Source organism: Streptomyces sp. NPDC098789 (assembly GCF_044759975.1).
In the GTDB taxonomy this organism is placed as follows: Bacteria; Actinomycetota; Actinomycetes; order Streptomycetales; family Streptomycetaceae; genus Streptomyces.
This window is the reverse complement of the sequence record NZ_JBIWAJ010000015.1, coordinates 132,647-151,452: the sequence shown is the minus strand read 5'-3', so window position 1 is coordinate 151,452 and position 18,806 is coordinate 132,647. Positions and strand designations below refer to the sequence as shown.

The following is an 18,806-nucleotide window of genomic DNA, read 5'->3' as shown; positions in this document are numbered from 1 at the left end:
ACCGGGTCGGCAGCCGGCCGGTACCGCCCTCAGAAGAGCGGCTCCGGCAGGACGCCCTCCAGCGCCAGCAAGATCCGCTTGGTCTCCACCCCGCCGCCGAAGCCGCCGATCCCGCCGCCGTTCTCCACGACCCGGTGGCAGGCCACCACCAGCGGCAAGGGGTTGGAGCCCATTGCCGCGCCCACGGCCTGGGCCGCGCCGGGCTGGCCGACCCGGGCGGCCAGCTCGCCGTACCCGACGACCGCCCCGTAGGGAACGGAGCGGTCCAGCTCCTGGAGGACCTGGCGGTGGAAGCCGGAGCTGAGCCGCCAGTCCAGCGGGAGCCGGAAACGCCGCAGGTCACCGGCGAAATAGGCGGTGAGCTGACGTATGGGCTCGGCCAGCAGCACCTCTTCGCCCGGCGCCGGACGGAAGGCCGCCGCGCCGAGCCGGTCGATCAGCGGCCCGGCCGTCTCGGGCGAGGCATGGAAGGAGACCTTGACCAGACCCTCGGGGGTCGCGGCGAGGAGGAGCGGACCGATGGCGCTCGCGACCACGGTCCATTCGAGGTGCGGCCCCCGGGGCCGCTCGGTGCTGTCGACGCTGTCCATGGGGCCACCGTACGACGCCCCACCGACAACGCTCCGGGGCCGCGGGTCGCGGGGCGTCGTCGGCCGGGTCGGCCCCGGAGCGCGGGGGCCGTCAGTAGCCGTACACCGTCCGCCGCACCAGGTCGGGCCGGTTGCTGATGATGCCGTCCACGCCCATCTCCACGACCCGCTGGGTCGTGTCCGGGTCGTCCACGATCCAGGTGTCGACCTCCATGGCCTTGCCGTGCGGCCCCTGGAGGGCGTGCACCCGCGCCACCCACTCGGCGTTGATCTCCCGGAACCAGGGGTTGATCCGGTCGGAGAAGGCGGCGTACCGCTCCAGGTCCTCCTCCGGCGGCGCGCCGAGGAAGGCCGTCACCAGGTCCGGCCGCATCCGGTGCACCAGGGCCACGGAGTCGGCGCTGAAGCTCTGCACGACCAGGCGGGACGCGACGTGCCGTGCGTCGAGCCAGCCCGTGCTGCCGAGCAGGTCGAGGATCTCGCGCTCGATCCCCGGGTACAGCTCCGGCTTCTTGACCTCCAGCAGCAGCCGGCCCTGATTGAGCTGGACCCGGTCGAGGTACTCGCGCAGCGTCGGGATCCGGGCGCCGGCGAACTCGGGGCGGAACCAGCTGCCCGCGTCGAGCCGGGCGATCTCCGCCGCCGTGAAGTCCTTCACCCGCCAGGGGCTGCGCTTCGGGAACACCTTCTGGACGTCGGTGGTCCGCTTGAGGGTGTCGTCGTGGATCACGACGAGCACGCCGTCCTTGGTGCGCTGGACGTCGTTCTCCACCCAGTCCATGCCGAGGCGCGCGGCGAGGTCGATGGAGGCCAGCGTGTTCTCCGGGGCGTAGGCCGACGCCCCCCGGTGCGCGTACACCACGGGGAGCCCGAGCAGCCCGGCCAGCGGCGGTGCCTTCGGCCCGGCGTGGGGAGCCGCGGCCGGTCCGGCCTTCGGGCCGCCCGTCCGCAGCGGCGGCGGCGTGGCGGAGGCCGGCCCGGCCAGTGCGGAGAGGGTGATGCCGAGCACGGCGGCAGCCGCGGCAACGGTTCGGACGTACATGTGCGGTCTCCTCGGGTCACGGGTCATGAAGGGGGCGACCGGCGGCCCGGCCGGACGCGCGGACGGGCGGGGGACGTCGGACGGGCGGGGGACGTCGGGCGGTGATGGCCGTATCCCGCCCCTCTCGGCGTATCTGACGGTCTGTCGTGAAATGTGACTCATCGCGATGATGCCGTTCACGATCGAGCCGTCGCCACCGAACTACGACAAACGGACCAGGGTCACCCTGCGTGCCGAGGCGTCACCGACGCGTGTCGTGCGCTGGTCGGACGGGGGTCGGGCGCCGGGCGCGGGGCCCGCGGAGCGCGCGGACGCGTGAGTGTCAGTGGGGGGCCGTACGGTTGACCCATGCGGCCCGTATCGAAGATCGAACGCACGGTGGCGCCTTTCGAGGTCGTCAGTTCCTACCAGCCCAGCGGTGACCAGCCGGCGGCCATCGCCGAGCTGGAGCAGCGCATCCGCGCGGGTGAGAAGGACGTGGTCCTGCTCGGTGCGACCGGCACCGGAAAGTCGGCCACCACGGCCTGGATGATCGAGAAGCTCCAGCGTCCGACGCTGGTCATGGCACCGAACAAGACGCTGGCCGCCCAGCTGGCGAACGAGTTCCGCGAGCTGCTGCCGAACAACGCCGTCGAATACTTCGTCTCGTACTACGACTACTACCAGCCCGAGGCGTACGTCCCCCAGTCGGACACCTACATCGAGAAGGACTCCTCCATCAACGAGGAGGTGGAGCGGCTGCGCCACTCCGCGACCAACTCGCTGCTGACCCGCCGCGACGTCATCGTGGTCGCGTCCGTCTCCTGCATCTACGGCCTCGGCACCCCGCAGGAGTACGTCGACCGGATGGTCCCCCTCAAGGTCGGCGAGGAGTTCGACCGCGACCAGCTGCTGCGCCGCTTCGTCGACATCCAGTACACCCGCAACGACGTCGCCTTCACCCGCGGCACCTTCCGGGTGCGCGGCGACACCATCGAGATCTTCCCCGTGTACGAGGAACTCGCGGTCCGCATCGAGATGTTCGGCGACGAGATCGAGGCGCTCTCCACCCTGCACCCGCTGACCGGCGAGGTCATCAGCGAGGACCGCGAGCTGTACATCTTCCCCGCGAGCCACTACGTCGCCGGGCCCGAGCGCATGGAGAAGGCGGTCGCGGGCATCGAGGTGGAGCTGGCCGACCGCCTCGCGGAGCTGGAGAAGCAGGGCAAGATGCTGGAGGCCCAGCGGCTGCGGATGCGCACCACCTACGACCTCGAAATGATGCGCCAGATCGGTTCCTGCTCCGGCATCGAGAACTACTCGCTGCACATGGACGACCGCGAGCGCGGCAGCGCGCCCAACACCCTCATCGACTACTTCCCCGAGGACTTCCTCCTCGTCATCGACGAGTCGCACGTCACCGTGCCCCAGATCGGCGCGATGTACGAGGGCGACGCCTCGCGCAAGAGGACCCTGGTCGACCACGGCTTCCGGCTGCCCTCCGCGCTGGACAACCGCCCGCTGAAGTGGGAGGAGTTCCAGGAGCGGATCGGTCAGACGGTCTACCTGTCGGCCACCCCCGGCAAGTACGAGCTCTCCCGCGGCGACGGGTTCGTCGAGCAGATCATCCGACCCACCGGCCTGATCGACCCCGAGGTCGTCGTCAAGCCGACCGAGGGCCAGATCGACGACCTGGTGCACGAGATCCGCCAGCGCGTCGAGAAGGACGAGCGGGTCCTGGTCACCACCCTGACCAAGAAGATGGCCGAGGACCTCACGGACTACTTCCTGGAGCTGGGCATCGCCGTCCGCTACCTGCACAGCGACGTGGACACGCTGCGCCGGATCGAGCTGCTGCGCGAGCTGCGGGCCGGTGAGTACGACGTCCTGGTCGGCATCAACCTGCTGCGCGAGGGCCTCGACCTGCCCGAGGTGTCCCTGGTGGCGATCCTCGACGCCGACAAGGAGGGGTTCCTTCGCTCGGGGACTTCGCTGATCCAGACCATCGGCCGCGCCGCGCGCAACGTCTCCGGCCAGGTCCACATGTACGCGGACAAGATGACGCCGGCGATGGAGAAGGCCATCGAGGAGACCAACCGGCGGCGGGAGAAGCAGGTCGCCTACAACACCGAGCACGGCATCGACCCGCAGCCGCTGCGCAAGAAGATCAACGACATCGTCGCCACCATCGCCCGCGAGGAGGTCGACACCGAGGAACTGCTCGGCAGCGGCTACCGCCAGCAGAAGGCCGGCAAGGACGCGAAGGCCCCCGTACCCGCGCTGGGCGGCCGTGCGGCCAAGGGCGGCAAGGGCGCGAAGGGCGGCAAGGGCGAGGTGCTGACCGACCGCCCCGCGGCCGAACTGGCCTCGCTGATCGAGCAGATGACCGAGCGGATGCGGGCGGCCGCGGCCGAGCTGCAGTTCGAGGTCGCGGCCCGGATCCGCGACGAGGTGGGCGAGCTGAAGAAGGAGCTGCGGCAGATGAAGGAAGCGGGCCTCGCCTGAGCCGTGGCCGGTCAGTAGTGTTCGGGCGTGGAACAGCCACAGGCACGCGCTGCCTGGGGGTGGCTATGGAGAGGGGACAGCACGTGACGGTCAACATGACCAAGGGTCAGGCCATCAGTCTGGAGAAGAAGGACGGCGGGACGCTGACCGCGGTCCGGATGGGCCTCGGCTGGCAGGCGGCCAAGCGCCGCGGCCTGTTCGGCAGCCGTACCCGGGAGATCGACCTGGACGCCTCGGCCGTGCTGTTCGCCGGCAAGGAGCCCATGGACGTGGTGTTCTTCCGGCAGCTGCAGAGCAAGGACGGCTCGGTCCGGCACACCGGTGACAACCTGGTCGGCGGCGCCGGTCAGGGCGGCGACGACGAGTCGATCCTCGTCGACCTGGCGCGCGTGCCGGTGCACATCGACCAGATCATCTTCACGGTGAACTCGTTCACCGGGCAGACGTTCCAGGAGGTGCAGAACGCCTTCTGCCGCATCGTCGACGAGACCAACGGCCAGGAACTGGCCCGCTACACGCTCGACGGCGGCGGTCAGTACACCGCGCAGATCATGGCGAAGGTGCACCGCGCGGGCACCGGCTGGAAGATGACGGCCCTGGGCAACCCGGCGAACGGCCGGACCTTCCAGGACCTGCTGCCGGCGATCCTGCCGCACCTGTAAGCCGGCGCGCCGCGGCAGGCGCACGGGAGAACGCGTACGACGGGGGAGGGGCTGCACGATGACGGCCGAACTGGTCCGGGGGCAGAACCACCCCTTGTCCCGGCACCGGGTGGAGATCAGGGTCTCGGCGGGCACACCCGTGCTCGCCGGGGCCGCGCTGGGCGACGACGGGGGCCGCTTGGCCGACCCCGGGTCGCTGGCCCACCCGGGGGAGCCGCGGGTGCCCGGTCTGGAAGTGCCCGTGGCCGCCGCCGCGCGGCACGCCTTCGAGGTCGACCTGGACGCGGTGCCCGCCGTCGTCCACAGGATCGGGATCGTGCTGGCCCTGCCGCAGGGCGGCCCGACCCGGTTCGGCGCGGTCGCCGCACCGTACGTGGCCGTGGCCGCCCCCGACGGCGCCGAGCTGGCCGGTTACACCCTGACCGGACTGGACGCGGAGACCGCCGTCATAGCGGTCGAGCTGTACCGCCGCCAGGGCGCCTGGAAGGTGCGCGCCGTCGGCCAGGGGTACGCCGACGGGCTCCCGGCCCTCCTCGCGGACCACGGCCTGAGCGTCCGGGACGCCGCGGACCTGGCCGCCCGCGCCCACGCGGCCGGCAGCGCCGTGCCGGGCACCGCCCCCGCCACCGCGGTGCCCACGGGCGCGGTGCCCGGCGCAGCGCCGCCGGCCGCGGGATCGCCGTACTCCACCCCCTCGGCAGCCCCGGCCGGCGCGCCCGCGCCGGCCTCCTCGGACACCCCGACGCCGCTGGCGACCCCGGTGGTGCCCCAGACCCCGGTCCCCGGGCCGGTGCCCCCGCCGCCGCCCGCGGACCCCGCGCCCGGCCCCGGCCCGGAGGGCCCGCCCACGATCAGCTACGCCCACCCGCGTCGCGACCGCACCGCGGAGCCCCCGCCGCCCGCCCCGCAGGCGCCGCCGGCGCAGCCCGGGGAAGCGCACCGCCCGGTCGCCGGTGACGCCACCGGCTGGTCCATGGACGAGCGGCTGTACAACCAGGTCTGGGGCATGTTCGAGGACCTGGCCCGCTCGGTCTCCGCCTACCGCAGCGCCGCCGACTTCGCCGAGTCCCGGCTGGAGCGCGAGCTGGACGCGGCCCTCGCCGACCCGCGCAACCGCCTCGGCGGATCCGGGGACGGGGCCCGCGAGAGCGCCAGGGCCCGCCGCGACGAGCTCGTTGCCCAGGCCCGGGCCGTCCTCGACCGCGACCTCGCCCAGCTCAAGGCGGAGGTGGAGGTGGTCGAGCCCGCGCTCCCCGCCGCCTTCGCCAGCTGGGCCAACCCGGTCTGGCACGCCCACCGGATCCCCGCCGAGGCCCCGCTCGCCCTGCGGCTGGGCGAGCTGCACCTGCCCGAGTGCCCGGAGCTGCGCATCCCGATGCTGGTCCGGTTCCCGATGGAGCGCGGCCTGTGGATCGACAACGGCCGCACCGGCTCCGAGGCGGCGATGATGGCGGACACCGCCCCGCTGCGCCGGGCCGCGATGGACATGGCCGTCGCGCACGCCGTGCGCCTGCTCGCCGTGCACCCCGCGGGCCGCTTCTCGGTGCACGTCATCGACGCCGCCGGAGCCGGGGCGTCCTCGCTGGCCCCGCTCGTGCGGGCCGGCGTACTGGCGGCGCCGCCCGCCGCCGGCTCCGCCGGAGTCACCGAGACCCTCGCGCGGCTCACCCGCCGGGTGGACCTCGTACAGATGGCGGTACGGGCGGGAGCGCCCGAGGACCTGCCGCCGGACCTGGACACCGCCGAGCAGCTGCTCGTCGTCCACGACTTCCCGCACGGCTTCGACGACCGTGCCGTCACCCAATTGCGCTACCTGGCCGACGAAGGTCCCGCGGTCGGCGTCCACCTCCTGATGGTGGCGGACCGTGACGAGGCGTCGGCCTACGGGCCGCTGCTGGACCCCCTGTGGCGCTCGCTGATGCGGCTCTCCCCGGTGCCGGACGACCACCTCGCCGATCCGTGGGTCGGCCACGCCTGGACCTTCGAGGCGTCCGTCCCGCCGCCCGCCAGTCGGGTCCTGGACCAGGCGCTGGAACGGATCGCGGAGGCGCGTGGGGGGCGCGGCGCCTGATCGGTGCGGCCCCGCGGACCGCACCGGCTGACCATCCCCTGACCTTTTCTTGGCTATCCCTTTACCTTATGCCGCCGAGACGGGTACGCTGGTGTCTGCGGAGGGGAGTATTCCTGCTTTCCTGCTACGACGTGCCCGTCAATACGGACCGTAACCGGTCCCGGGGCGTCGGCCCACGGCCTCCAGGCCGCCCGGGTGGAAGAGACCTCCGGCAGCGATGACGCTGACGAAGTGCTGAGCCATCCGCCGGAGGCGTGTTCAACGTGGACGTTTCGTGGACCCTTTGGGTGCTGACCATTCTCGGTCTGGGCATCCTCATCGGAGCCGATTTCTTCATCGGCCGTAAACCGCACGACGTATCGATCAAGGAAGCGGGCATCTGGACGGTCGTCTGGATCGCCCTCGCCGCGCTCTTCGGCCTCGGCCTGCTGTTCTTCGGCAACGGCCAGGCCTCCCAGGAGTTCTTCGCCGGCTTCATCACCGAGAAGTCGCTGAGCGTCGACAACCTCTTCGTCTTCGTCCTGATCATGGCGAAGTTCGCGGTGCCGTCCCACCTCCAGCAGCGGGTGCTGCTCGTGGGCGTGCTGATCGCCCTGGTGCTGCGCGCGATCTTCATCGCGGCCGGCGCGGCGATCATCGCCAGCTTCTCCTGGGTCTTCTACATCTTCGGCGCGTTCCTGATCTACACCGCGTGGAAGCTCATCCAGGAGGCCCGCAAGGACGAGGAGGATGAGGAGTTCGAGGAGAGTCGCCTGCTCAAGACCGTGGAGAAGAAGTTCGGCGTCGCCGACAGCTACCACGGCACCAAGCTCTTCATCCAGAAGAACGGCAAGCGCGTCCTGACGCCGCTCATGGTCGTCATGCTCGCCATCGGCACGACCGACATCCTCTTCGCCCTGGACTCCATCCCCGCGATCTTCGGCCTGACCCAGGACCCGTACATCGTCTTCACGGCCAACGCCTTCGCCCTGATGGGCCTGCGCCAGCTGTACTTCCTCATCGGCGGCCTGCTCAAGAAGCTGGTCCACCTCAGCTACGGCCTGTCGATCATCCTCGGCTTCATCGGCGTCAAGCTCGTGCTGCACGCCCTGCACGAGTCCGGGGTGCACGTCCCGCTGATCTCCATCCCGGTCTCGCTCGGCGTCATCTGCGGCGTCCTGGTGATCACCACGATCACCAGCCTGATCGCCTCGAAGAAGCAGGCGGCGGCCGAGGCCGCCGCCCAGGGAGCCGAGCACCAGGACAGCGTCGGCAGCTGACCCGGAGTCGCGCTCAGGCGGGGGCGGCCACTTCGGCCGCCCCCGCCTTCGCGCGCACCACCGCCGGATTCGTCTCCGGCAGCAGGGCGAAACAGGCCAGGCTGACCAGGGAGATCCCGGTCAGGTACGCGCCCACGCCCCACGCCGGCCCCGCACCGTCGGCCAGCGCCGTGGCCACGACCGGCGTCAGCGCCCCGCCGAGCACCCCGCCCAGGTTGTAGCCGACGGCCGCCCCCGTGCACCGCACCCGCGGCGGGTACAGCTCCGGCAGGTACGCGCCCACCACCGCGAACATCGTCACCATGCCCAGCAGCGCGCCGAGGCAGCCCAGGGTCATCAGCAGCGGATCGGCCGTCGCGAGCAGGGCCACCAGCGGGAACATCCACAGCGCGCAGGCCGTGCTCCCGGCCAGGCAGAGCGGGCGTCGCCCGTACCGGTCGCCCAGCACCGCCACCAGCGGGGTGAGCGCGCCCTTGAGGGCGACGGCGACCATGATGCAGGCGAGCATCACGCTGCGGCCGACCCCCAGGTGCTCGGTCGCGTAGGACAGGGACCAGGTGGTCACGGCGTAGAAGACGGCGTAGCCGACGGCGAGCGCGCCGCCGGTGAGCAGGATGAGGCGCCAGTGGCCGCGGAAGACCTCGGCTACCGGCGCGTTCGCCCGGCGGCCGTCGGCGGCCAGGGCGCGGAACTCCGGGGTCTCCTCCACCGATCGACGCAGCCACAGGCCCGACAGGGCGAGCAGCCCGGCCGCCCAGAAGGGCACCCGCCAGCCCCAGGAGGTGAACTGGCCGTCGGTGAGCGTCGTGGACAGCCCCAGCATCAGCCCGTTCGCCAGCAGGAACCCGACGGCCGGGCCCATCTGCGGGAAGCTCGACCACAGCCCGCGCCGGCCCTCCGGGGCGTGTTCGGCGGTCAGCAGCACCGCCCCGCCCCACTCGCCGCCGAGGCCGAGGCCCTGGAGGAAGCGCAGCAGGAGCAGGAGCAGCGGGGCGCCGACGCCGATCGAGGAGTACGTCGGCACGCAGCCCACCGCCACCGTGGCGAGGCCGGTCAGCAGCAGGGACGCCAGCAGCACGGGCCGCCTGCCGTACCGGTCGCCGACGTGCCCGAAGAGCACGGAGCCCAGCGGGCGGGCGAGGAAGCCGATGCCGAAGGTGCCGAAGGCCGCGAGGGTGCCGGCCAGGTGCGAGAAGGTGGGGAAGAACAGGGGGCCGAGGACCAGGGCCGCGGCGGTTCCGTAGACGAAGAAGTCGTAGAACTCGATGGCGGTCCCGATGAGGGAGGCCGAGGCCAGGCGCAGCATCGAGGGCGGCCGGCCGGGGTGCGGGGAGCGATCTTGGTGCATGGTGCAGCAGATACCCCGGTCCGCGGGGCCGGGGGAGCGGAAAGCGGATCCTTCGCCGGAAGGAGTGCCGCACCGCGTCGGTGTTGACGCGGGCCGCCCCTCCCGTCGGGGAGGGGCGGCCCGGCCGTCCGTGTGCGGGTCGAGCTACCAGCCGCGCTCGCGCCACTCGGCGACGTGCGGGCGCTCGGCGCCGATCGTGGTGTCGTTGCCGTGGCCCGGGTAGACCCAGGTCTCGTCGGGGAGCTGCCCGAAGAGCTTCTCCTCGACGTCGTCGATCAGCCGGGCGAAGGCCTTCGGGTCGCCCCAGGTGTTGCCGACGCCGCCCGGGAAGAGGCAGTCGCCGGTGAACACGTGCGGGTGGCCGTGCGGGTCGTCGTAGACCAGGGAGATCGAGCCCGGGGTGTGTCCGACCAGGTGGCGGGCGGTCAGGGCGATCCGACCGAAGGTGATCGTGTCCCCGTCCTCCACGGCGACGTCGGTGGGCACCGGGATGCCCTCGGCGTCGTAGCGCCCGGCGTAGGTCCGGGCCCCGGTCGTGTCGACCACCTCCCGCAGCGCGCCCCAGTGGTCGCCGTGCTGGTGGGTGGTGACGACCGAGGCGATGCCGTCGTCACCGATCAGGGAGAGCAGGGTGGGGGCCTCGGCGGCCGCGTCGATCAGCAGCTGCTCGCCGGTCGCCCGGCACCGCAGCAGGTAGGCGTTGTTGTTCATGTCGCCGACGGCGACCTTGGAAATCATCAGGTCCGCGAGTTCATGCACGTCGGCCGGACCGCCGACCTTCACCGCTCCGCTGTAGGTCATGTCCTGAATCCTAGAGCGGGGGGAGCAGGGGCAGGGGGCCGCCCGCCGTGCTCAGGGCGTCGCCCTTGTCGCCGCGGCCCGCCAGCCAGGCCAGGAGCTGGGCCGGGGTGCCGGACAGGGTGACGGGGGCGCCCTCGGTGCCGCCGGTGCGCCAGGTGCGGCCGTCGCCGGGGGAGAGCGTCACGGGCGGTACCTCCGGGTGTCCGGACCAGCGGTCGGCCAGGAACTCGATCTCCCGGGCGGTGAACTCGTCCGGGAGGTCCGTCAGCTCGTAGCCGATGCCGAGGTCCACGTGGTGCAGCTCGATCTCGACGAGGCGGCGGAAGGGGATCCGGGAGGCGCTGTCGGTGACCCCGTTGCGCAGCTCGACCGTGCGGGACCAGTCCTGGGGCGCGTCGGCCACGGCCTGGAACGCGGCGGCGGAATTCCGGACGTCCTCCAGCTGTTCCACCAGGGGCCGACCGGCATCGCGCTGGATGTCGGCGTCGCGCGCGGTGGCGCTCTCGTACATGGGGCGCCCTTCGAACACGTTCACGAGGGCGTCCGCGTTGCGGGCGAGGTGGGCGAGTACGTGGCCCCGGGACCAACCGGGCAGGCGTGACGCCTCGGCCACGGCCGCGTTGTCCAGTTTCGTGGCCGCGGTCAGCAGCCGGTCCGTGGCTTCGCGCAGGGATCGCAGGTCGTGCGCATGATCAATCATGAGCCGACCCTAGCGCCGCCACACGATCGGGTGAAGCACTCTTCGGAGTGCCGGAAATCGAATGCACGTGCTATACGCTCGGAGGAGCACACCAGACCACCCAGCGGCGCCTCCCGACCCCCATACTCTGGACGGCCGGGGCCCGTCCCCCGCTCTCTCAAGAAAGGTGCGGACCGGCGTGACCGACCGTCTCATCGTTCGTGGCGCTCGCGAGCACAACCTCAAGAACGTCTCGCTCGACCTGCCCCGCGACTCACTCATCGTCTTCACCGGACTCTCCGGGTCGGGCAAGTCCTCCCTGGCCTTCGACACGATCTTCGCCGAGGGCCAGCGCCGCTACGTCGAGTCGCTGTCGTCCTACGCCCGCCAGTTCCTGGGGCAGATGGACAAGCCCGACGTCGACTTCATCGAGGGCCTCTCCCCGGCCGTCTCCATCGACCAGAAGTCGACCTCCCGCAACCCGCGCTCCACCGTCGGCACCATCACCGAGGTCTACGACTACCTCCGCCTCCTCTTCGCCCGCATCGGCAAGCCGCACTGCCCCCAGTGCAGCCGTCCGATCGCGCGGCAGTCGCCGCAGGCGATCGTCGACCGGGTGCTCGCGCTGCCCGAGGGCAGCCGCTTCCAGGTGCTCTCGCCGCTCGTGCGCGAGCGCAAGGGCGAGTTCGTCGACCTCTTCGCCGACCTCCAGACCAAGGGCTACAGCCGGGCCCGGGTGGACGGGGAGACGATCCAGCTCTCCGAGCCGCCCACGCTGAAGAAGCAGGAGAAGCACACGATCGAGGTGGTCGTCGACCGCCTCACCGTCAAGGACGGCGCCAAGCGGCGGCTCACCGACTCGGTGGAGACCGCCCTGGGCCTCTCCGGCGGCATGGTGATCCTGGACTTCGTCGACCTCGCCGAGGACGACCCCGAGCGTGAGCGGATGTTCTCCGAGCACCTCTACTGCCCGTACGACGACCTGTCCTTCGAGGAGTTGGAGCCGCGCTCCTTCTCCTTCAACTCGCCCTTCGGCGCCTGCCCCGAGTGCACCGGCATCGGTACGCGCATGGAGGTGGACCCCGAGCTGATCATCCCCGACGAGGACAAGTCCCTCGACGAGGGTGCGATCTCCCCGTGGTCGCTGGGTCACACCAAGGACTACTTCCAGCGGCTGATCGGCGCGCTCGCGGGCGAGCTGGGCTTCCGCACGGACATCCCCTGGGCCGGGCTGCCGCAGCGGGCCAAGAAGGCCCTGCTGCACGGCCACAAGACGCAGATCGAGGTCCGCTACCGCAACCGCTACGGGCGGGAGCGGGCGTACACCACGGCCTTCGAGGGCGCCGTGCCCTTCGTCAAGCGGCGGCACTCGGAGGCGGAGAGCGACACGAGTCGCGAGCGCTTCGAGGGCTACATGCGCGAGGTGCCGTGCCCGACCTGTGAGGGCACCCGGCTCAAGCCGATCGTGCTCGCGGTGACCGTGATGGAGAAGTCCATCGCCGCGGTGTCCGCGATGTCGATCAGCGAGTGCGCCGAGTTCCTGGGCGAGCTCCGCCTCGACGCGCGCGACAAGAAGATCGCCGAGCGGGTGCTCAAGGAGGTCAACGAGCGGCTCCGCTTCCTCGTGGACGTCGGTCTGGACTACCTCTCGCTCAACCGCGCGGCCGGCACCCTGTCCGGCGGCGAGGCCCAGCGCATCCGACTGGCCACGCAGATCGGCTCCGGTCTGGTCGGCGTGCTGTACGTGCTGGACGAGCCGTCGATCGGCCTGCACCAGCGCGACAACCACCGGCTGATCGAAACGCTGGTGCGGCTGCGGGACATGGGCAACACGCTGATCGTCGTCGAGCACGACGAGGACACCATCAAGGTGGCCGACTGGGTCGTGGACATCGGCCCCGGCGCCGGTGAGCACGGCGGCAAGGTCGTGCACAGCGGTTCGCTCAAGGACCTGCTCAAGAACGCCGAGTCGATGACCGGGCAGTACCTGTCCGGAAAGAAGTCCATCGCACTGCCCGACGTGCGCCGGCCGGTGGACGAGAGCCGCAAGCTCACCGTCCACGGCGCGCGGGAGAACAACCTGCGCGACATCGACGTGTCGTTCCCGCTGGGCGTGCTGACCGCCGTCACCGGCGTGTCCGGTTCCGGCAAGTCCACGCTGGTCAACGACATCCTGTACACGCACCTGGCGCGCGAGCTGAACGGCGCCCGGACGGTGCCCGGGCGGCACACCCGGGTGGACGGCGACGACCTCGTCGACAAGGTCGTCCACGTCGACCAGTCGCCGATCGGCCGCACCCCGCGGTCCAACCCGGCGACGTACACCGGTGTCTTCGACCACGTGCGCAAGCTGTTCGCGGAGACCATGGAGGCGAAGGTGCGCGGCTACCTGCCGGGCCGCTTCTCCTTCAACGTCAAGGGCGGCCGGTGCGAGAACTGCTCCGGTGACGGCACGATCAAGATCGAGATGAACTTCCTGCCGGACGTCTACGTTCCGTGCGAGGTCTGCCACGGGGACCGGTACAACCGGGAGACGCTGGAGGTCCACTACAAGGGCAAGTCCATCGCCGAGGTGCTGAACATGCCGATCGAGGAGGCCCTCGGCTTCTTCGAGGCGGTTCCGACGATCGCCCGGCACCTGCGCACGCTGAACGAGGTCGGGCTCGGCTACGTCCGCCTCGGCCAGTCCGCGCCGACCCTTTCCGGCGGTGAGGCGCAGCGCGTGAAGCTGGCGTCGGAGCTGCAGAAGCGGTCGACCGGCCGGACGGTGTACGTGCTCGACGAGCCGACGACGGGTCTGCACTTCGAGGACATCTCGAAGCTGATCAAGGTGTTGTCGGGGCTGGTCGACAAGGGGAACTCGGTGATCGTCATCGAGCACAACCTCGACGTCGTCAAGACCGCGGACTGGGTCATCGACATGGGCCCCGAGGGCGGCTACGGCGGCGGCCTGGTGGTCGCCGAGGGCACGCCGGAGCAGGTGGCCTCGGTCGGGGCCAGCCACACCGGCAAGTTCCTGCGGGACATCCTCGGTGCGGAGCGGGTCTCCGATGCCGCGGTGGCGGTGGCGCTGCCCGCGGCGAAGAAGCGGGCTCCGGCGAAGAAGACCGCGGCCGCGGCGAAGAAGGTGGCCGCGACCAAGGCCACCGCGAAGAAGGCGGCGGCTCCGGCCCCGGCCAAGAAGGCGACCCGGGCCCGCAAGGCCTAGGGGTGTCGTCCCGGCCCTGGACCCGGTCGCCTGCGCGGCCGGGTCCAGGGCCGGAGCTGTGCCTGCGGCGCCCCGGGGCTCCGCCCCGGACCCCGCGCCTCAATCGCCGGCGGGGCTGGGTTTGCCTTCGGTGACTGCCGGCCGCGCTGGGTTGGGCCCCGGCGGGATCAGATCGCTACGCCCAGGGTGTGGCCGGTGGTGGTGGGGTCCGTCAGGGCGGACAGGAGGGCGTCCGCGACGTCGGCTCGGCCGATGGAGCGGCCGCGCAGACCACCACGTCCTGCCCGTGCAGCACCGGGCCCAGCGCGTCGGTGACGTCGGCCACCGTCGCCACCCGGAGCCGCTCGTGCCCCGCCACGGGCAGCCGCGCTTCTCCGGGCCGGCGACGGTCCGGCCGGTGGCGGAGTTCGCCCCGGACGTGGCCGCCGCGGTCTGGGCCGCTATCCGCTGAGCTCGGCGGCGTACGGCGGCTCCGCGCCCGGCCGGGTGCAGGTCAGGGCGGCCGCGTGGGCGGCGTACGCCAGCACACCGGGCCAGTCCACCGCCGCGTCGATCTCCGTCGGGGAGCCGGCTAGGCGGTGCAGGAGCGCCGCGTTCACGGTGTCGCCCGCGCCGATCGTGTCCACCACGGAGACCCGGCGCGCGTCCGCCGCGAACCGCTCGCCCCGCCGGGTCCACACCGCGAGCCCCGCCGCGCCCCGGGTCAGCACCACCGCCGACGGTCCCGCCGCCAGCCACTCCTCGGGGCGCCCGCCCAGCCAGGCCGCGTCCTCCTCGGAGAGCTTGAGGACGCCGACGTACGGCAGCCAGGACAGGAAACGGGCCCGGTAGGCGGCCGGGTCCGCGATCAGCGCCGGGCGGATGTTGGGGTCGAGCAGGGTCAGCAGCCCGCGCGCCGACTCCCGGCGCAGCAGCGCCTCGTAGGCGCTCGCCCCCGGTTCCAGAACGAGCGAGCAGGTGCCCAGGGCCAGCGCCCGCGTCCCCGGCGGGAGCGCGCCCGGCAGGGCGAACAGCCGGTCGGCGGTCCCCTCGACGTAGAACCCGTAGGCGGCGGATCCGTCCGGGGCCAGCGAGGGCACGGCCAGCGTGGTCGGCTCCGGGCCGCGCTGGACCAGGGACAGGTCCACCCCGGCCGCCCGCAGCCCGGCGAGCAGCGTCCCGCCGAAGCCGTCCGTCGACACCCGGGAGCAGAAGGCCACTCGGGCGCCGAGCCGACCCAGCGCCAGCGCCGTGTTGTACGGGCCCCCGCCCGCCCGGGGCACCAGCGCGCCCGGCGGCCCGGCCACGGGCACCAGGTCGATCAGGGCTTCTCCAGCGACGACGATCACGCGGGGGAAGCTACCCCATCGGGGGGCGGTATCGGGCGGCGGTATCGTCGGGTGGGCCGCCGGGAGCGCCCCGTCCGTCCCGGCCGCACCACCGGTGTCCGTTGTCCGGGTGTCCGTTGCCCGTTGTCCGTCCGTACCGTCGTACCGCCAGGAGAGCCTCATGTCCGCGCCGCAGTCAGCCGCCGCCCGCCGCACCGTGCTCAAGGGCGCCGCCGCCCTCGCCGGGTCCGCCGGGGCCGTCGTCGCGCTCGGCGCCTGCTCGCCGGGGAGCAACAGCGGCGGCGACACCCCCGCGACCCCCACCGCGCCGGTGGACCTGGGCGCCGCGGCCGACGTGCCGGTGGGCGGGTCCAAGCTCTACCGCAAGGAGAAGCTCCTCGTGCACTGCCCGGCCCAGGGCCAGTACACGGCGTTCAGTGCCCAGTGCACCCACGCGGGCTGCGTCCTGGACAAGATCGTGGAGGGGCACGGCAACTGCCCCTGCCACGGCAGCCGGTTCGACGTGGCCACCGGCAAGGTCGTGCAGGGCCCGGCGACCGACCCGCTGCCGGCCGTGCCCGTCCGCGCCGAGGGCGGCAAGCTCATCGCGGGCTGACCGCCCGCGCCGGGCCCGCGGCCGGGCGGGCGCCGTTTTCAGTCCCACTCCCAGCCGATCCCCAGGATGCCGCGCCGGACCCCCTGTTCCACCAGGTGGACGGCGCGGTGGCCGCCGCTCGGGGTCAGTTGCGACAGCTCGCTGCGCGGGGCGGTCGGGCCCGACTGGCGAAAGCGCCGGCAGCTCACGGGCAGGGCGGCGGCGTCGAAGCGGACCTGGAGCACGTACTGCCCGCCCGCGTAGGTGAACCCCCGGACGTACTCGCTGCTACGGCTGCCGGTGCCGTCCTCGAAGCCGTAGCCGAAGACGTAGGTGTCCCCGCCGCGCAGCCGGGCGTCGAAGAGCAGCTCGGCCACCACCAGCCCCGCCTCCGGGTCCCGGCGGATCCGCCCGGTCCGGCAGTTCTCGTGGGCCAGCACCCGCACGGCGGCCGGATCGCAGCCGGGGTCGCCGTGGTGGATGGCGAGGTAGCGGTCGACGCCGTCGCGGTGGGCCCGTACGACCTGCTGCGAATCCCGGCCGATCAGCTCGCGGCGGGCGCCGATGCGGACCCGTTCGTGATGGCCGAGGGTGTGCAGCCCGCCGTCCGTCGGGAGGTCCATGCCCGCCAGTAACTCCTCGACGGCCGTGCCCGCGCTGGCCAGCGTCCGGTACGGCCGCGAAGGCGGCCGGGCGGCGTCGGCGCCCGCGCCCTCGGGCCCGTTCAGGAGCCGCAGGAGGGTGCCCGCCGGCAGCTCCAGGATCTGCTCCAGGGCCCGCACCGCGCGCAGCGACTCGGCGCGCCGGGGCCGCCGGGCGCCCTGCTGCCAGTAACTGAGGCTGGTGACCCCCACCTTGATGCCGCGGGCGGCCAGCCGGTGCTGGACCCGGTGCAGGGGCAGGCCGCGGGCGGCGAGCGCGGCGCGCAGCGCGAGGTGGAAGGGGCCGGCGCGCAACAGCAGCGCGAACTCCTCCGGGTCGCGGCCGTCGGGGGTGGCGCGCGAGGTGCCCGGAGGGTCGCCCAGGGCGCCGTACCCGCTGCTCCGCACGGTCGGCAACATGGCGACTCCTTTGTGAACGTTCACGCTCGATGGGGCGGGAGACCGCCCCGGTGGCGTCCGGGGTCCAGGTGACGGGGCGGCAGCCGTTCACACCCTGGTCTCCTCATTCACATTGCAATGTCACCGCGTATTGAAGCGTGTTGACCTGATCGCGACAACAGCCCGATGCTCCTCCACAGCGTCCGGACGCGCTCCTCCACCCCCACTCTCCCCACTTCGGGAGGAACGCGATGCGCAACAGAAACAGGCGGCTTTCCCTGGCCGCCTTCCTCACCGCCCTCCTGTTCGCGCTGCCCACCGGCACGGCAACCGCCGCCGACGCCGGAGCGGGCAGCGCGACGCTCGCCACCAAGCGCTTGAACATCACCATGCAGGCACAGCAGAAGACCAACTGGTGCTGGGCCGCCAGCGGCAACACCATCGCCACCTGGTTCGGCCGCACCTACAGCCAGAACCAGTTCTGCAACGCGGCCTTCAACCGTCAGCAGGGCTACGACTGCCCCAACAACCAGGCCAACCTCGCGAACGTGCAGACCGCCCTGCGCTGGGCCGGGATCAACTCCGGCTCGTACGTGACCGGCTGGCTCCAGTACTCCACCGTCCAGAGCGAGATCAACGCCAACCGTCCCGTCGAGACCCGCATCCAGTGGGCCAACGGCGGCGGCCACATGCACGTCATCTACGGCTACGACACGGCCAGCAGCTGGGTCTACTGGGGCGACCCCTGGCCCTCCAGCGACCGCTACAACTGGGCCTCCCACGCCTGGTACGTCGACAACAGCACCTTCTCCTGGACCCACTCGCTCTACCGGATAGGGGCGTGAGCGCCATGAACCGACGCGCCTGCGCCCTGATCACCGGCGCCCTCGCCGCCACCGTGCTGAGCCTGGCCCCGCAGGCCTCGGCCACCCCCGTCCCGCAACCCCAGTCCGCCACCGCCGAGACCAGGGCGGCCGCCCACCAGGCCGCCGCCGCACCCGACACCCTGGCCACCCTCTCCCGGTTCTTCTCCCGGGAGGGCAAGGTCTCGCTGACCGCGGCCCGACCGCGCATCGAGGGCGATGCGATCCCCGTCAGCTACCTCTCCCCGGACTTCGTGGCGGGCAAGGCGGGCGCCCCCGTCGCCCGGCTGGAGTTCCTCGCCAGCAAGGCGGTGGCCTCCGACGGCCAGCAGGCCGCCCTGTGGACAGCCAAGACCGACACGGGCTGGCAGGTGGTGAACATCGCCACCGGCGACGACGAGTTCCGCTACGCACAACTGGGAGCCGCCAAACTCCCGGGCGGGACCGTCTTCCGCGAACCGCAGATCGACGCCTGGTACGTCGCCGGGGGCAGCGAGGTCCTGCCGCTGGACGAGGACGCCATCCGGGCCGTCGGCGCGCGGGGCACCACCCTCGCCGCCTACCGCGAGCGCGTCACCACGGCGTACGGGGACAAACTCCCCGGCTCCGCCTACGCCAAGGGCGGCAAGGCGGGCGGCTTCGCCCCCACGGAAGCCGACGCCGCGCGCACCGACGCCGCCCGCACCGACACCGTGCGGGCCGCGGCGGCCACCGCGCCCGACGTCCTGCCCCTGGTGGGCGGCGCCGCGGCGGGCGTGCTCGTCCTCGCCACCGCCGGCGCACTGACCGTGCGCCGCTCCCGCCGCCGGGCGGTGCGGGTGTAGCCGCCCGGAGGGGGCCCGGCCGTCAGCCAGACG

The 18,806-nt window shown here is 72.4% G+C and carries 16 protein-coding genes; 8 read left to right on the top strand and 8 right to left on the bottom strand.

Features of this window, described 5'->3' with window-relative positions; translation table 11 throughout:
* Window positions 1–29 precede the first annotated feature (29 nt).
* Entirely contained in the window at window positions 30–590 is a 561-nt protein-coding gene (locus ACIQWR_RS27775; RefSeq protein WP_404014830.1) for a methylated-DNA--[protein]-cysteine S-methyltransferase, read from the bottom strand.
* A 91-nt stretch (window positions 591–681) separates the two neighbouring features.
* Entirely contained in the window at window positions 682–1,632 is a 951-nt protein-coding gene (locus tag ACIQWR_RS27770) for a glycerophosphodiester phosphodiesterase (RefSeq protein WP_404014827.1), read from the bottom strand.
* A 348-nt stretch (window positions 1,633–1,980) separates the two neighbouring features.
* Here ACIQWR_RS27770 and uvrB point away from each other — a divergent pair, with 348 nt between their 5' ends.
* From uvrB to ACIQWR_RS27750, 4 genes are all read left to right on the top strand, one after another.
* On the top strand, window positions 1,981–4,116 hold the full coding sequence (uvrB, locus tag ACIQWR_RS27765) for an excinuclease ABC subunit UvrB (RefSeq protein WP_404014824.1): 2,136 nt from the start codon (window positions 1,981–1,983) through the stop codon (window positions 4,114–4,116).
* 83 nt (window positions 4,117–4,199) lie between these two features.
* Window positions 4,200–4,778, top strand: a complete 579-nt coding sequence (locus ACIQWR_RS27760) for a TerD family protein (RefSeq protein ID WP_404014821.1) — start codon at window positions 4,200–4,202, stop codon at window positions 4,776–4,778.
* 58 nt (window positions 4,779–4,836) lie between these two features.
* Window positions 4,837–6,849 (top strand): TerD family protein, encoded by a 2,013-nt coding sequence (locus tag ACIQWR_RS27755; protein ID WP_404014818.1) that lies wholly within the window; start codon window positions 4,837–4,839, stop codon window positions 6,847–6,849.
* A 263-nt stretch (window positions 6,850–7,112) separates the two neighbouring features.
* Entirely contained in the window at window positions 7,113–8,108 is a 996-nt protein-coding gene (locus ACIQWR_RS27750; protein WP_404014816.1) for a TerC/Alx family metal homeostasis membrane protein, read from the top strand.
* 13 nt (window positions 8,109–8,121) lie between these two features.
* Here ACIQWR_RS27750 and ACIQWR_RS27745 read toward each other — a convergent pair whose 3' ends face one another.
* The 3 genes from ACIQWR_RS27745 to ACIQWR_RS27735 all read right to left on the bottom strand — a co-directional run bounded on the left by ACIQWR_RS27745 (window position 8,122) and on the right by ACIQWR_RS27735 (window position 10,957).
* A complete protein-coding gene (locus ACIQWR_RS27745; protein WP_404014813.1) occupies window positions 8,122–9,456 on the bottom strand; it encodes an MFS transporter in 1,335 nt (444 codons plus the stop codon).
* 144 nt (window positions 9,457–9,600) lie between these two features.
* Window positions 9,601–10,257, bottom strand: a complete 657-nt coding sequence (locus tag ACIQWR_RS27740) for an MBL fold metallo-hydrolase (protein WP_404014811.1) — start codon at window positions 10,255–10,257, stop codon at window positions 9,601–9,603.
* Between the two features lie 10 nt (window positions 10,258–10,267).
* On the bottom strand, window positions 10,268–10,957 hold the full coding sequence (locus ACIQWR_RS27735; RefSeq protein ID WP_404014809.1) for a maleylpyruvate isomerase family mycothiol-dependent enzyme: 690 nt from the start codon (window positions 10,955–10,957) through the stop codon (window positions 10,268–10,270).
* Between the two features lie 178 nt (window positions 10,958–11,135).
* On the opposite strand from ACIQWR_RS27735, the gene uvrA reads away from it, so the two are divergent.
* The gene (gene uvrA, locus ACIQWR_RS27730; protein ID WP_404014806.1) at window positions 11,136–14,144 is read left to right on the top strand and encodes an excinuclease ABC subunit UvrA; all 3,009 of its coding nucleotides are present in this window, start codon (window positions 11,136–11,138) and stop codon (window positions 14,142–14,144) included.
* Between the two features lie 211 nt (window positions 14,145–14,355).
* On the opposite strand, the gene ACIQWR_RS27725 is transcribed toward uvrA, so the two are convergent.
* Window positions 14,356–14,502: a hypothetical protein gene (locus ACIQWR_RS27725; RefSeq protein WP_404014803.1), complete on the bottom strand. Its 147-nt coding sequence runs from the start codon at window positions 14,500–14,502 to the stop codon at window positions 14,356–14,358.
* 82 nt (window positions 14,503–14,584) lie between these two features.
* The gene (locus ACIQWR_RS27720; RefSeq protein ID WP_404014801.1) at window positions 14,585–15,472 is read right to left on the bottom strand and encodes a carbohydrate kinase; all 888 of its coding nucleotides are present in this window, start codon (window positions 15,470–15,472) and stop codon (window positions 14,585–14,587) included.
* A gap of 160 nt (window positions 15,473–15,632) precedes the next feature.
* Between ACIQWR_RS27720 and ACIQWR_RS27715 the strand changes: the two genes are divergently transcribed.
* Complete coding sequence (locus tag ACIQWR_RS27715) at window positions 15,633–16,067, top strand: Rieske (2Fe-2S) protein (protein WP_404014799.1); 435 nt, start codon at window positions 15,633–15,635, stop codon at window positions 16,065–16,067.
* Between the two features lie 38 nt (window positions 16,068–16,105).
* On the opposite strand, the gene ACIQWR_RS27710 is transcribed toward ACIQWR_RS27715, so the two are convergent.
* Window positions 16,106–17,107 carry a hypothetical protein gene (locus ACIQWR_RS27710; protein WP_404014797.1) on the bottom strand — a complete coding sequence of 334 codons (1,002 nt, stop codon included), beginning with the start codon at window positions 17,105–17,107 and terminating at the stop codon, window positions 16,106–16,108.
* A 230-nt stretch (window positions 17,108–17,337) separates the two neighbouring features.
* Between ACIQWR_RS27710 and ACIQWR_RS27705 the strand changes: the two genes are divergently transcribed.
* Window positions 17,338–17,931, top strand: a complete 594-nt coding sequence (locus ACIQWR_RS27705) for a papain-like cysteine protease family protein (protein ID WP_404014794.1) — start codon at window positions 17,338–17,340, stop codon at window positions 17,929–17,931.
* Window positions 17,928–18,773 (top strand): hypothetical protein, encoded by an 846-nt coding sequence (locus ACIQWR_RS27700; RefSeq protein ID WP_404014792.1) that lies wholly within the window; start codon window positions 17,928–17,930, stop codon window positions 18,771–18,773. The genes ACIQWR_RS27705 and ACIQWR_RS27700 overlap by 4 nt, the downstream gene beginning before the upstream one ends.
* Window positions 18,774–18,806 lie beyond the last annotated feature (33 nt).